Raw genomic sequence first — 12,564 nt, forward strand, 5'->3', positions numbered from 1 at the left:
CAATATCAGGGGCGGGCAGGACGCCCCTCCGGGGAAGTTCTGATAAATGAGTAACCTCCGGAGTGGTTTCGTGGCGGCGGGACCCCACTACCCCTTCAGGAGGTGGAAGGCGCTCTTCCTGTCCTTGACGCGAAGTTTGCGCAGGACCGTCGAGACATGGACACGGACCGTTGTTGGGGAGACGAACAGCTTGTGGGCGACATCCTCGGTAGACAACTCCTGGGCGAGGAGTTCCATGACCTCCTGCTCGCGCGGACTCAACTTGGCGGCGGCCGCCGACTTCCGGGGCAGGATGCTCCGACCAGGCGCTCTGAACTCCTGCAGGATGCGAGTGACGAGCGCGGGGGACATCGCCGCCTCGCCGGAGAGCACCCCGCGCAGCACATCGGGGAGGGTCGCGGGGGCCGTGCTCTTGAGCAGGTACCCAGAAGCTCCCGCCCGCAGGGAGTCGAAGAGATCCTCGTCGTCAGCAGACTGGGTGAGCATCACTACGGCGGCCTCGGGCAACGTCCTGCTGATCTGCTGAGCGGCGTAGATTCCGTTGCCGGGCATGTGGATGTCGAGCAACACCACGTCGGGACGATGCTTTAGGGCGAGTTGGATTGCTTCCTCGGCGGACGCTCCCTCCCCGCACACCTCCCAGCCGTCCGCTTCCAGCGTCTGGCGAACTTTCGCGCGGATCCGGGCATGGTCATCGACCATCACAACCCGTAGCCGGTGCTCGTCTACCATGCCACCGTCACCACGCTTCCCTCTCCCGGCTGCGATGTCACGTCAAGGGACCCAGGCAAGGCTCGTGCCCGCTCCTGCATGCTGATCAAACCATAGCCCGCGCCGATGCCCGTGGCACCGGCCACGTCGAAACCCGTTCCGTCGTCCTGAACCGCCAGGCACCGCCGGTCACCGTCCGCGCTCAGGCGAACGCGCAGATGTCCGGCCCGGCCGTGGCGAACTGCGTTCGCCACGGCTTCGCGGGTGATGCGAACCAGCGCGTGCTGCTGCTCGGCGCTGACTTCAATGGAGTCATCGACATCGACCTCCAGGCGTACCCGGTACCTCTGGGACAGCTCCCGCGCCGTCCGGTGCAGGACAAGTCCCAGGGCTTCGTCCCCGCCATGACCGAAGGCATGAATCGCAGCACGAGCCTCATCCAGCGCCCGATCGCAGCCTGTGAGGATTCGGTCCCTCGCTTGTAGGCCCTGCGGAAGAGAAAAACCTTCCATCCGCAGCAGCGCGAGCTCCTGAACCACCCCATCGTGCAGCTCTCGCGCGAGGCGCCGCCGATCCTCGAGCACAGCCACCCGGGAGTAGGCGTCCCAGTACTGCTTGATCTCACGGCTGGCCCCTATCAGGAGCAGCAGGTAGAAGCCGGTCCGCAACAAGTCGCCGGTATAGAACCAGTCTGTATACAGCGAAGGAAACAGGGCGTAGTTGACGCGGGCGAAGGCACCCAGGGCGCACGCCGGGCCTATCCAACGCAGCAGCCGGTCAGAGTGATCAGCCGCGCGTTGGGTGAAGACAATCGACGCCACCATGAAGCACACCGCCGCGGCCCCCTGGGCCGTCAGGAACAAGGGATGGACGGCGAGGAGCGTAGGTTGGGCGGCCGCGTCCACTGACTGGTCGAGAGCCAGGGGCAGCAGGAAGCGCCCTTCCCACATGACCAAAGACGTCACGACGACGACCACCATGGGCACGGCCAGCACCCACCACCCCGATTTGAAACGCACCTGGCGGGCCGGGCTTACCAGCGCGGCGGACGCGATCAGGACCGCCCCGATAAGCCTCAGCGTCAGTGGCAACCAGACATCGAAGGTTACGTCGCGATCTTCGCTCAAGGACTCACTCATCCACGACAGACCAGCCCCAGCAACGGCCAGGAGCACGAGACTCTGCGCGAGTAACAAGTCCTGCAGCCTGCCACGTCGCACGAACCGACCGGACAATAAATACGCCACCAGCAAGGCCACGCAGGAGTCAACCGAGTCCGCCACCAGATGCAGAGAGGGATTGCGGTACCCGAAGAACACGTCGGGGCTCCACAGAACGAGTCCGGTCACAACGAGCCCCATCGCCCATCCGGCCAGCGTCAGCCAGACAGCACCTCTAAAACTCTCCGCATCGGGGCGGTCTGCCACTGGGCTCGGTCTCCTCACCACACCAAAAGACGAAGAACCTACTTTTTCGGACTTACTTCAACCCGTTCTTACCCAGCCGTGAGACACATGTTATAGGCCTGCAGGCGCTGTGCCCTAGGTCTTTTCCATCTCAGGACCTGACCGATGAACGGTGCACACTTCATATGCGCATTCGCGGAATTTCGGGTTGAAGCAGCCTCGACCACCGAGGAGGATTGCTTCCGCCGCAGCAACGAGCCTGCTCGTCAGACTGCCAGCGATGGTCCCGACGCAGAAAGCAAGGTGTGGGTGGCGCTGCCCGCCGACAGCGCGCACCTTTCCGGGCGTCGCCGCGCCGCCGCGCCTATGCTGGGCTGGGTCGCGCTAACGCGCCCATCACATTGCATCTGCACAGGAGCACCGCATGACCTACGAACTCCGTACCTACACCGCCAACCCGGGCAAGATGGACGCCCTGATGGCGCGCTTCCGTGACAACACCATCGACCTCTTCACGGAGCACAACATGAAGAGCCTCGGCTACTGGACACCCGCAGGAACCGACGACGTCCTCCTCTACATCCTCGAGCACGAGGGCGATCCGAAAGCCAACTGGGCAGCTTTCCAGGCCGACCAGCGATGGATCGACGCGAAGTCCGCGTCTGAGGCGGACGGCGCCCTGGCGGCGAAGATCGAGTCGGTGATGCTCGAGCCGACGAGCCTGTACCCGATAGCCGTCGCCCGCTAATCCGCGTCAGCTGCCCGGGCCGCAAGTGGAGGCATCAGCGCCGTAGCATCCGCCGGTCTCGCCACGCTGCCGTGGACCACAGCGCCCAGAGCACCAGCACGGGCTGGAAGAACAGGCGGGCGAGCCGGGCGCCGTCGGTGTCCAGTCCGAACGCGCTCACGCCGTCGACATACTGGGCGATGTTGCCCGGGAAGATCACGACGAAGAACACCGCGACGACCCAGCCGACCAGCACGCGGTGCCGACCGAGGAACACCAGACCCGCTCCGAGCACCAGTTCGACGACGCCGGACACCACCACCACGACGTCGGCATCGATCGGCAGCCAGGACGGGACCTGGGCGGCGAACTCGAACCGCGCCACAGTCAGGTGAGCGATCCCGGCGACCAGGAGGAGGACTCCGAGGACGAGCCGCGCGATGGTCCGGTGCCGGGAGGTGCGCGCAGGAGAAGTCATCCGGCGGAGCCTAGCATCGAGTCGCGATCGACCCGCGAGCAAAAGGCAATCTGGACCACGGGATGCCACCTTCGACCTTCCTGATACACCATCAGAGGGGCAGGAAGCATCCCGTACGCACCCTGCCTGACGAGCGTGCCAGCTGGATATCGTTGGGATCGGCCGGAGCCGGAATCCCGCAGCCGCCACCGATCGTGATCCCCCGACGTCGAAGGAGTCCACCATGACCGATGCCGAGACCGCACCAGCCGTGGGAGACGAGTCGAAGGTCGTCCTGGTCGCCGGAGCGGGCGGGGTCATAGGTCGGCATGCCGCGGACGAGTACACCAGCCGCGGTGCCCTGGTCCGCGGGCTGAGCCGTCGACCCGTCCCTGGCGCCCGGTGGGACCACCTGCCCGTGGACCTGCTCGACCGGGAAGCAGCACGGACCGGCCTGGAAACCGCGCGGGACACGACGCACCTGGTCTTTGGCGCCTACATCGAGCGGCCCACCACCAGGGAGCAGATCGAGGTCAACAGTGCCCTGCTGGTCAACACGCTGGAAGGCCTCGCAACAGCCGGCGCACCGCTCCGCCACGTCACCCTGTACCAGGGCGGGAAGGCTTACGGCGCGCACCTGGGCTACTTCAACACCCCCGCCAAGGAACGGGACCCGCGGTTGATTCAGCCCAACTTCTACTACGAGCAGGAGGACATCCTCCGCGCTGCCGCAGCAAGGCACGGCTTCGATGCGACGATGCTGCGCCCGGAGGGTGTGGTGGGGTACGCCGTCGGCAACCCGATGAACATCCTCATGGTCATCGCCGTCTACGCGAGCATCTGCCGGGAACTCGGCCAGCCCCTGCGCTTCCCCGGCACCCACGCCGCCTACGACGCCCTGTACCAGGTGACCGATGCGTCTCTGCTGGCCCGCGCGACCGCCTGGGCAGGTTCGGAGCCGCGAGCCGCCGGAGAGGTCTACAACATCACCAACGGTGACCAGATCCGGTGGCGTCACCTGTGGCCGGTCTTCGCCCGCCACTTCGGCATGGACTATGCCGAACCGCAGCCCGTCCTGCTCTCCGAAGCGATGCCGCAGCACCAGGACCTCTGGCAGCACATGGTGACGAAGTACAGCCTTGTCCCTACCCCTTACGAGGACCTCGTGGGCTGGTCCTTCGGCGACTTCCTCTTCCGCTCGGGCTTCGACAACGTGACCTCGACCATCAAGGCCCGGCAGCACGGATTCGCCGACTGCCTCGACACGGAGGACCGCTTTATCGAGCTCTTCGACGACCTGGCCGCTACTCGGGTCATCCCGCCACTGGCCTGACAGGATCCGGCCGGGCGGGTCGGGGCACGCAATGTCGCCGCGGCTTCTCGTCATACACACCGGAAATTCCCAGCCTCCGATAAAATCAGGGTGCTGCCGTCCATCGCGCCAGCACCGAAGGCCTGCCCGGACAAGAATCCGTTCCCGGAAATAACTACCGTGCACGCGCAGATTCGGTGATGATGGACGGCAGAACGCCGCAGAAAGCCCACGAAGGAGACCGCCATCGCCCCCCGGAACCGCACCAACGAACGACTCCGTGCCACCCTCGCCCTTCTGGCCGACAACCAGTCGTCCGGAACCGCCGTCGCACCCAGCGAGCTGCTGTCCCAGGCCGTGGCGAAGGTTCCCTTCGATGACAAGGAAGCCGAACTCCTCGGCGGGGGTGTCCCCCGCGGCTACAAAGCCCTGACGACGGCGACGGCGAAGCTCGTGAAGGCCGGCTGGCTCGTCAAGGGCCGCAGCGCCTGGACCGCCACGGAAGAAGGCGTTCGCGCCGTTCACGCCTTCACGGATCCGGAGCAGTTCGTGAACGCCATGATCAGCGGAGCTCCCGTGCCCGAACAGGCCGAGGCCCCCGCACACGCGCCGCAGGCACCGGAATCCCTTGGTGAAGAGGCACAGGCCGATCAGGCCGAGCGTGCGCCCGAGACGGCCGAAACCTCCGAGGTCTCGGAAACGATGGCGGACCTGGCGCCGTCCGGCCCTGCCTCCTCGTCGGGAGCCGAGGACCCCACTCCGCCGGATGTCACGCCGACCCTCGAGGTCTCGGACACCGCCCCCGAGCACGCGCCGACCGACACCCCCGCCGACGAGGCGTGGCAGGACCAGCCCCAGTCGGTGACCCTCTCGGGCGACTTCGACCCGCTGTTCGGCGAGGCCGGCCACTGGAGCACCAACCTCCGCGAGCTGCAGTTCGTGTGGGAGCCCACGGAGAACACCTGGAAGCAGACCCTCCAGCTGCCCGCCGGCAACTACCAGTTCAAGATCCTCGTCAATGGCTCCTGGGACGAGAACTACGGCCGGTTCGGAGTGCGCGACGGCGACAACCACGAGCTGCACCTGCTCTCCGACACCTCGGTGACCATCCGGTTCGACTACGCCACGAAGGACATCGAGACCTCCTAGGTCCGGATCCGGTCCCGGGCCCCGCCCGCTGCTCCGGCAGTGGGCGGGGCCGTCGTCGTCTTAGGGCGTACCGTTCAGCACGCGACGCGTGCGCCCGCCGGACCTGCCGGGCCGGAATGCACTCGAAGGCGTCCTCCCGTGTCGCAGAAAGTTGGGGCCCGACCCCCTAGATCGTCAGCAGGCTGATCACTATGGTTGGTCCATGACGGACCCCGGAGCGCGGCGTGCGACGCCGATGATCAACTCGGACATGGGCGAATCCCTCGGCCTTCACTCCTTCGGCAACGACCTCGCACTGCTGGACACCGTGGACGCCATCAATGTGGCCTGCGGCTTCCACTCGGGTGACCCGGACGCCATGGCCGACACCGTCGCCGCGGCCCACGGGAAGGGCGTCCGAATCGGCGCGCACCCCGGGCTCCCGGACCTCGTGGGCTTCGGCCGCCGCGAGATGAAGCTCTCCCCCTCCGAGGTGGAGCACATCATCCTCTACCAGGTGGGGGCGCTCAGCGCCTTCCTGCGGCGGGAAGGTGCGCCCCTCAACCACATCAAGCCGCACGGCTCGCTCTACGGCATGCTGGGCCGGGACCCGGAGCTCATGCGGAGCGCGGCTCGCGTAGCCCGGCTCTTCGACGTCCCGATCTACGGCATCGCCGGCACGGCACACCAGTCCGTCTGCGAGGAACTCGGCGTGCCGTTCGTCGCCGAGCTCTACGTGGACCTCAACTACGGACCCGCCGGCGAACTGCTGATCCAGCGCCGCCCGGAACCGACGGATCCGGAAGCGGCCGCACGGCGAGTGACCCGTGCGCTGACGGACGGCCAGGTCGAGGCCGCGGACGGCACCCTGCTCACCATCCCGTTCGACAGCATCTGCGTCCACTCGGATGCGCCCAACTCACCCGCCGTGGCGGCAGCAGTCCGCTCTGCCCTCGACTCGTTCTGACCCAACCTCCCGAAAGGACTCCCCGTGGCCGACATCGTCTCCCCACTGCCAGGCATCTTCTACCGCAAGCCCGGACCGGACAAGGACCCGTTCGTCAACGAGGGCGACGCCGTCGAGGCGGGTCAGACCATCGGTGTCGTGGAGATCATGAAGCAGTTCTCCGAGATCCGCAGCGAAGTCTCCGGCACCCTGGAGAGCTTCGCGGTCGAGGACTCTGGGACCGTGAATCCCGGGGACGTCATCGCCACGGTGTCGGAGGGCTAGCGGTGGAACGGGTGTTGATCGCCAACCGCGGGGAGATCGCCGTGCGGGTCATCCGCGCGGCACGGGAGTTGGGGCTGCAGACGGTCCTCGCGGCGAGTGAACCGGACCGCGACTCCTACGCGGCGTCCCTCGCCGACGACGTCCAGGTGATCGGCCCGGCGTCGGCAGCGAAGAGCTACCTCGACACCGCCGCCGTGCTCGCCGCCGTGGAGGCGTCCGGAGCCGACGCCGTCCACCCCGGGTACGGTTTCCTGTCCGAGAACGCGGGCTTCGCCCGGGCTGTCGCCGCCGCCGGGATCACCTGGGTGGGCCCCTCGGCCGACGCCATCGAACTGATGGGCAACAAGTCCCGCGCTCGGCAGGCAGCAGAGGATGCCGGCGTGCCCACGCTGCCGGGGAGCCACGGCGCCCTGGACCCCGACGTCGACCCCCTGCCCATCGCACACGACGTCGGCTATCCGCTGGTCGTCAAGGCGTCCTCCGGCGGCGGAGGACGCGGCATCCGCCTTGTGACCCGGGAGGAAGACCTCGTCGGAACCGTCGACGTCGCCCGCGCGGAGGCGAAGGCCGCGTTCGGCGACCCCGCCGTGTACCTGGAGCACTTCGTCCAGCGCGCACGCCATGTCGAGGTGCAGATACTCGGCGACGGCGAGCGCGTCATCCACCTGGGCGACCGGGACTGCTCACTGCAGCGCCGCCAGCAGAAGATCATCGAGGAAGCACCCGCACCCTCGCTGCCCGACGACGTCCGCGAGACCATCCTCGCCTCGTCGATCGAGCTCGGACTCCAGTGCAACTACTCCGGGCTCGGGACGATCGAGTTCCTCTACGACGCGGACCAGGAGCGGGCGGCCTTCATCGAGATGAACACCCGGCTCCAGGTGGAGCATCCGGTCACGGAGATGGTGACCGGACTCGACCTCATCCGGGAGCAACTGCTCGTGGCGGCCACCGGCAGGCTTCGGCTCCGCCAGGAGGACATCACCTTCCGGGGCCATGCCTTCGAGTTCCGGATCAATGCCGAGGATCCGTCGCAGAATTTCATGCCGAGCCCCGGCACGCTGCAGCGCCTGGAGTGGCCGGGCGGCCCCGGCGTGAGGATCGATTCCGGCGTCGTCGCCGGGTCCGCCGTCGCACCCTACTACGACTCGCTGCTCGCCAAGCTGGTGGTGTGGGACGAGAGCCGAGCCGAGGCCATCCAGCGGTCGGTCCGCGCACTCGGGGAGGTGCGGATCGAGGGCGTCAAGACCACCCTCCCGCTCCTGTCGACCGTCCTCCAGCGGCCCGAGGTACGGGACGTCACCCACCACTCGAAGTTCCTCGAGTCCACCCCCGACCTTCTCGGAGTCCAGCCATGACGCAGGTTTCCCAGCAGCTGGACGCCGCCCGCTACACCTGGGGCGGGGACGAGTTCCTCTTCGTCGAGATCGCCGAGAGCATGAGCCTGGCCGCCAACTTCAAGGCGAACGCCATGGCGACGCGGCTCTCCGCGCGGGCCATCGACGGCGTCGTGGACATCTGTCCGGCGAACGCCTCCCTCCTGCTGCGCTTCGATCCCGACACGGTGCCGCCGGACCGGCTGGAAGCGCTCGTCCGCGAGGTCGAGGAGGAAGTGGCCCAGCTCAGCGAGCAGACGCTGGAGACCCGCATCATCGAGATCCCGGTCTGGTACGACGACCCGTACACGCGCGAGACCGGCGCCCGCTTCCGCAAGGGCCACCAGCGGCCGGAGGGGACGGACCTGGACTTCGCGGCGGAGGAGAACGGCCTGTCCTCCCCGCAGGAGTTCATCCGCAAGCACCACGAGTCCCCCTGGCTGGTGTCCATGGTCGGCTTCGTCGCCGGGCTGCCCTTCATGTTCCAGATCGTCCCGCAGGAGGAGCAGCTCGAGGTCCCGAAGTACCTGAGCCCACGCACGGACACGCCGCCGCTGACCGTCGGCCACGGCGGCTGCTTCGCCTGCATCTACTCCGTGCGGGGCGCGGGCGGCTACCAGATGTTCGGGATCGCCGCGGCGCCCATCTTCGACCCGGCGCAGAAGCTCGGCGATTTCTCCGACTTCATGATCTTCTTCCGGCCCGGGGACATCGTGAAGTTCCGGCCCGTCGACGAGGACGAATACCGGGCGATCCAGGCCGAGGTCGACGCCGGCACCTTCACCTACCGTCAGGCTCCGGTCACCTTCGACCTGCAGAAGGCCCTGACCGATCCCACCGCCCACAACCGGGACCTTCTGGAGAAGCTCAATGGCCTTTAACATCCTCGAACCCGGCCTCGCCACCTCGGTCCAGGACCAGGGCCGGCTCGGCTACTACAACGTCGGCATCCCGCAGGGCGGGGCCATGGACCAGCTGTCCGCCTCGATGGCGAACGCCCTGGTGGGCAACGCCCCGACGGACGCCGTGCTCGAGTGCGCCTACCTCGGCCCGAAGTTCACCACCGACACCGACGCCGTCCTCGCCGTCACGGGTGCGCCCGTCCAGGTGAAGGTCAACGGCACGACGGCGGAGCAGTGGACCCGGCTCTCACTCGCTGCGGGGGACGAGGTGTCCTTCGGGATGCTCTCGGGCGGCACGCGCTACTACATCGCCGTCCAGGGCGGCATCGACGTCCCCGTAGTCCTCGGGAGCCGCAGCACCTACGCCCTCGGCGCGCTCGGGGGCCTGCAGGGCCGCACCCTGAAGCCCGGTGACACGGTTCCCGTCGGCGCCGTCGGCCCGTCGTCGGGATCTGGCAGGGACTCGATCCCGGAGGATCTGCGCCCGGTTTACGCGAAGGAGGTCACCGTCCGCATTCTGCCGGGCCTGTACGACCACCGGCTCACAACCGAGGGCATGGAGACGCTGCTCAGCGCCGCGTGGAAACTCACGCCCGTGGCCGACCGCACCGGCCTGCGCTACTCCGGCCCGGACATCGCATGGAAGCCGCGCACCCAGCCCTTCGGAGCCGGGTCGGACCCGTCCAACATCGTGGACGCAGGCTACGCGATCGGGTCGATCCAGATACCCGGCGGCAAGGAGCCGATCGTGTTGCACCGCGACGCAGTCTCCGGCGGCGGGTATGCCATGGTCGCCACGGTCATCAGCGCGGACATGGACCTCGTCGCCCGCAGCGCGCCCGGGACCGTGACGCACTTCGAGGCCGTGACCATGGAGCAGGCGCTCGCCGCGCGGGCGGACGCGGCGAGGATCCGCCGGGCCGTCTGGGAGTAGGACCTCGGGCGTAGGTCAGCCGACCGGGACGTGGCGTCCGGCGTCCTGCCCGGCGTCCTGCCTCTCCTCGGCGCTCTCGGCACCGGTTTCCGCGCCCTCCGCACGGGTGACGCGGGCCGACGCGCTGCTCTCGCGCACGAACAGCTCGGGGGCGTGGCGCACGGGGTCGACGTCCTCGCCGTTCATCACCCGCCGCAGCATGCCGACGGCGGAACGTCCGATCTCGACCATGGGGGAACGCACCGAGGTCAGCGGGATGGGCAGTTGCGCGGCCAGGGACGTGTCGTTGAACCCGACGACGGCGATGTCCTGGCCGACGACGAGGCCGGTGGCCCGGAAGGCCCCCATTGCACCGATGGCTGCGAAGTCATTGACGGCGAACACGGCGGTCGGCACGTTCCCCCGGAGGGCCAGCAGCTGATCGCCGGCCCGCCTGCCACCCTCAGTGTCGAAGCTGGAGTGCAGGATGCGGTTCCCCGGCACCTCTCCCCCGAGTTCACCCCACCGCTCGACGAACCCGGCCGTCCGGTCCACGCCCGTGCTGGCATAGGGCTCACCGGCGAGGATCGCGACGGACCGGTGCCCGGTGCTCCACAGGTGGTCCGCGACCAGGCGCCCGCCTGCCGTGTCGTCGCAGGTGGAGGAGGGGAATCCCGGGTAGCGGCGGTTCATGAGGACGAACGGCACATGACGGGCGGTGAGGTCGTCGACCAGGCTGCTGCCGGCATGGACGTCCCCCAGGATCAGCCCGTCGACCCGGCGCGCGAGCATGATCTCGGCCTTGCGGCGCTGCTCGTCCAGGTTGTCGTGGGAGTTCATCACGAAGGTCGAGTGGTTGCTCTCGGCGGCAGCCTCCTCGACGCCCTCGTACATGGTCGCGAGGACGAGGTCGGAGAGCCGCGGCACGATCACGCCGATCGCCCGCGTCCGGCGGGTGCGCAGGCTCGTGGCCTGGGGGTCGGGCGAGTAGCCCCGCAGCTTCGCGAGGTCCCGCACCTTCTTCGCAGTCTCCGTCGACGCCGCCCCGCGAGCCACATCAGTGTTCGAATGCAGCACCCGCGACACGGTGGAGACGTGGATCCCCAGCTCTGCAGCGAGGTCCTTCAGGGTCACCGCTGCACGTCCCTTGCCTGGTGCCTTCACGGCTGCCCCCTTTCCTTCCAGTGCCGGATGTGTTTCGCGTTCGTGAACTCTTGAGCAGTCCATTGACGAGACCCACCTCACATCCTAGGGTTTTCCTCAGCAAACCCAAACGTTTGGGTTCGCATTCGCTCCTTGGCAGGTAGCCCCACACAACTCCTTGTCCCTGATCGGGACCTTGGACCCCGTGGCGACTACCCAAACGATTGGGTAAGGGAGGACAGCATGGGAACCACCACCGGACAGGTCGTGCTGCTGGCGACCGGCGGCACGATCGCCTCCCGCACCGATGCCTCGGCCGGCGCGACCGTCGCCGCCGATGCGGGGCGCACGGTGCTGGCGGCGGCCGGGCAGGAAGCCTTCGCCGTGGACGTCGTGGACCTCATGCAGAAGGGCTCCTACCTCCTCACCTTCGACGACATGCTCTCGGTCTGCACCGCGATCCGCACCGCGCTGGCGTCCCCGGAGACGCTCGGCGTCGTCGTCACGCACGGCACCGACACCATGGAGGAGACGGGCTACCTGGCTGACCTCCTCCACGACGACCCGCGGCCCGTCGTGTTCACCGGCGCCCAGCGGGCGGCCGACAGCGAGGATCCGGACGGACCGGGAAACCTGCGGGCCGCCATCACCCTCGCGGCCTCGACCGAGGCACGGGGCAGGGGCGCCCTGATCGTGTTCGACGGGGAGGTCTTCGCCCTTCCCGGCACGCGGAAGACGGAGACGACGCGCCTGCGCGCCTTCGGCAACCCGGACCTCGGACCGGCGGGGTCGGTCTCAGGCACCGGGACGGTCGCGCTCGGCCCGGCGCCGATGCGCCCGGCACCCCTGGACGTCCCTCCGGCGGGCAGTTCCGTCCGGGTGGACATCGTCCCCTCCTATCCCGGAGCGGACGCCACCCTCTTCGCCGCCGCCCTCGGCGCCAGTGCCCGCGGGATCGTCCTCGAGGCCACCGGGCTCGGGAATGCCAATGCGGAGCTCTGCGACGCCGTGCGCGCGGCGGTACGGGACGGCGTCGTCGTCGTCACCAGCACGCGCGTCCATGCGGGACCGGTCCGCGGCGTCTACGGCGCCGGCGGCGGCAGGACGCTCGAGGACGCCGGCGCCGTCCCGTCCGGGCTGCTCCGCCCGTCCCAGGCGCGCACCCTCCTGCATGCGCTGCTCGCACTCGGACTGCCTCCCGACGACGTCGCCCGCCACGTCCGCGAGCGCGGAAACCCCTGACCGACCCCCCCCGTCC

13 protein-coding genes are annotated in these 12,564 nt (G+C 68.3%); 9 read left to right on the forward strand and 4 right to left on the reverse strand.

Translation table 11 applies throughout. The annotated features are described in order from the left end of the window. Window positions 1-87: 87 nt before the first annotated feature. Window positions 88-732 carry a response regulator gene (locus tag ACX80H_RS12410; protein ID WP_459313662.1) on the reverse strand — a complete coding sequence of 215 codons (645 nt, stop codon included), beginning with the start codon at window positions 730-732 and terminating at the stop codon, window positions 88-90. Then, window positions 726-2,060 (reverse strand): sensor histidine kinase, encoded by a 1,335-nt coding sequence (locus tag ACX80H_RS12415; protein WP_459313663.1) that lies wholly within the window; start codon window positions 2,058-2,060, stop codon window positions 726-728. The genes ACX80H_RS12410 and ACX80H_RS12415 overlap by 7 nt, the downstream gene beginning before the upstream one ends. Window positions 2,061-2,541: 481 nt before the next feature. Here ACX80H_RS12415 and ACX80H_RS12420 point away from each other — a divergent pair, with 481 nt between their 5' ends. Next, complete coding sequence (locus ACX80H_RS12420) at window positions 2,542-2,865, forward strand: NIPSNAP family protein (protein WP_459313664.1); 324 nt, start codon at window positions 2,542-2,544, stop codon at window positions 2,863-2,865. A 34-nt stretch (window positions 2,866-2,899) separates the two neighbouring features. On the opposite strand, the gene ACX80H_RS12425 is transcribed toward ACX80H_RS12420, so the two are convergent. Next, on the reverse strand, window positions 2,900-3,322 hold the full coding sequence (locus ACX80H_RS12425; RefSeq protein WP_459313665.1) for a DoxX-related protein: 423 nt from the start codon (window positions 3,320-3,322) through the stop codon (window positions 2,900-2,902). Window positions 3,323-3,545: 223 nt separating this feature from the next. On the opposite strand from ACX80H_RS12425, the gene ACX80H_RS12430 reads away from it, so the two are divergent. The 7 genes from ACX80H_RS12430 (at window position 3,546) to ACX80H_RS12460 (ending at window position 10,184) form a co-directional block, all read left to right on the forward strand. Then, complete coding sequence (locus tag ACX80H_RS12430) at window positions 3,546-4,634, forward strand: SDR family oxidoreductase (RefSeq protein WP_459313666.1); 1,089 nt, start codon at window positions 3,546-3,548, stop codon at window positions 4,632-4,634. Between the two features lie 336 nt (window positions 4,635-4,970). After that, complete coding sequence (locus ACX80H_RS12435) at window positions 4,971-5,762, forward strand: pullulanase X25 domain-containing protein (RefSeq protein WP_459313667.1); 792 nt, start codon at window positions 4,971-4,973, stop codon at window positions 5,760-5,762. A gap of 202 nt (window positions 5,763-5,964) precedes the next feature. After that, entirely contained in the window at window positions 5,965-6,708 is a 744-nt protein-coding gene (gene pxpA / locus ACX80H_RS12440) for a 5-oxoprolinase subunit PxpA (RefSeq protein WP_459313668.1), read from the forward strand. 24 nt (window positions 6,709-6,732) lie between these two features. Next, the gene (locus tag ACX80H_RS12445; RefSeq protein ID WP_459313669.1) at window positions 6,733-6,972 is read left to right on the forward strand and encodes an acetyl-CoA carboxylase; all 240 of its coding nucleotides are present in this window, start codon (window positions 6,733-6,735) and stop codon (window positions 6,970-6,972) included. Between the two features lie 11 nt (window positions 6,973-6,983). Further along, complete coding sequence (locus ACX80H_RS12450; protein WP_459313670.1) at window positions 6,984-8,330, forward strand: acetyl-CoA carboxylase biotin carboxylase subunit; 1,347 nt, start codon at window positions 6,984-6,986, stop codon at window positions 8,328-8,330. Next, window positions 8,327-9,229, forward strand: a complete 903-nt coding sequence (locus tag ACX80H_RS12455; protein WP_459313671.1) for a 5-oxoprolinase subunit B family protein — start codon at window positions 8,327-8,329, stop codon at window positions 9,227-9,229. The genes ACX80H_RS12450 and ACX80H_RS12455 overlap by 4 nt, the downstream gene beginning before the upstream one ends. Then, complete coding sequence (locus ACX80H_RS12460) at window positions 9,219-10,184, forward strand: 5-oxoprolinase subunit C family protein (RefSeq protein ID WP_459313672.1); 966 nt, start codon at window positions 9,219-9,221, stop codon at window positions 10,182-10,184. The genes ACX80H_RS12455 and ACX80H_RS12460 overlap by 11 nt, the downstream gene beginning before the upstream one ends. Window positions 10,185-10,199: 15 nt before the next feature. On the opposite strand, the gene ACX80H_RS12465 is transcribed toward ACX80H_RS12460, so the two are convergent. Beyond that, window positions 10,200-11,327, reverse strand: a complete 1,128-nt coding sequence (locus tag ACX80H_RS12465; RefSeq protein WP_459313673.1) for a LacI family DNA-binding transcriptional regulator — start codon at window positions 11,325-11,327, stop codon at window positions 10,200-10,202. Between the two features lie 222 nt (window positions 11,328-11,549). Here ACX80H_RS12465 and ACX80H_RS12470 point away from each other — a divergent pair, with 222 nt between their 5' ends. Beyond that, window positions 11,550-12,548 (forward strand): asparaginase, encoded by a 999-nt coding sequence (locus tag ACX80H_RS12470; RefSeq protein WP_459313674.1) that lies wholly within the window; start codon window positions 11,550-11,552, stop codon window positions 12,546-12,548. The last annotated feature ends 16 nt before the right edge of the window (window positions 12,549-12,564 follow it).

It is taken from the genome of Arthrobacter pasteuri (genome assembly GCF_054510955.1).

Bases quoted from the DNA above. Each gene is read 5' to 3' on its own strand.
- ACX80H_RS12410 (WP_459313662.1), bottom strand. From the start codon at position 732: ATGGTAGACGAGCACCGGCTACGGGTTGTGATGGTCGATGACCATGCC.
- ACX80H_RS12420 (WP_459313664.1), top strand. From the start codon at position 2,542: ATGACCTACGAACTCCGTACCTACACCGCCAACCCGGGCAAGATGGAC.
- ACX80H_RS12425 (WP_459313665.1), bottom strand. From the start codon at position 3,322: ATGACTTCTCCTGCGCGCACCTCCCGGCACCGGACCATCGCGCGGCTC.
- ACX80H_RS12430 (WP_459313666.1), top strand. From the start codon at position 3,546: ATGACCGATGCCGAGACCGCACCAGCCGTGGGAGACGAGTCGAAGGTC.
- pxpA (WP_459313668.1), top strand. From the start codon at position 5,965: ATGACGGACCCCGGAGCGCGGCGTGCGACGCCGATGATCAACTCGGAC.
- ACX80H_RS12455 (WP_459313671.1), top strand. From the start codon at position 8,327: ATGACGCAGGTTTCCCAGCAGCTGGACGCCGCCCGCTACACCTGGGGC.
- ACX80H_RS12460 (WP_459313672.1), top strand. From the start codon at position 9,219: ATGGCCTTTAACATCCTCGAACCCGGCCTCGCCACCTCGGTCCAGGAC.
- ACX80H_RS12470 (WP_459313674.1), top strand. From the start codon at position 11,550: ATGGGAACCACCACCGGACAGGTCGTGCTGCTGGCGACCGGCGGCACG.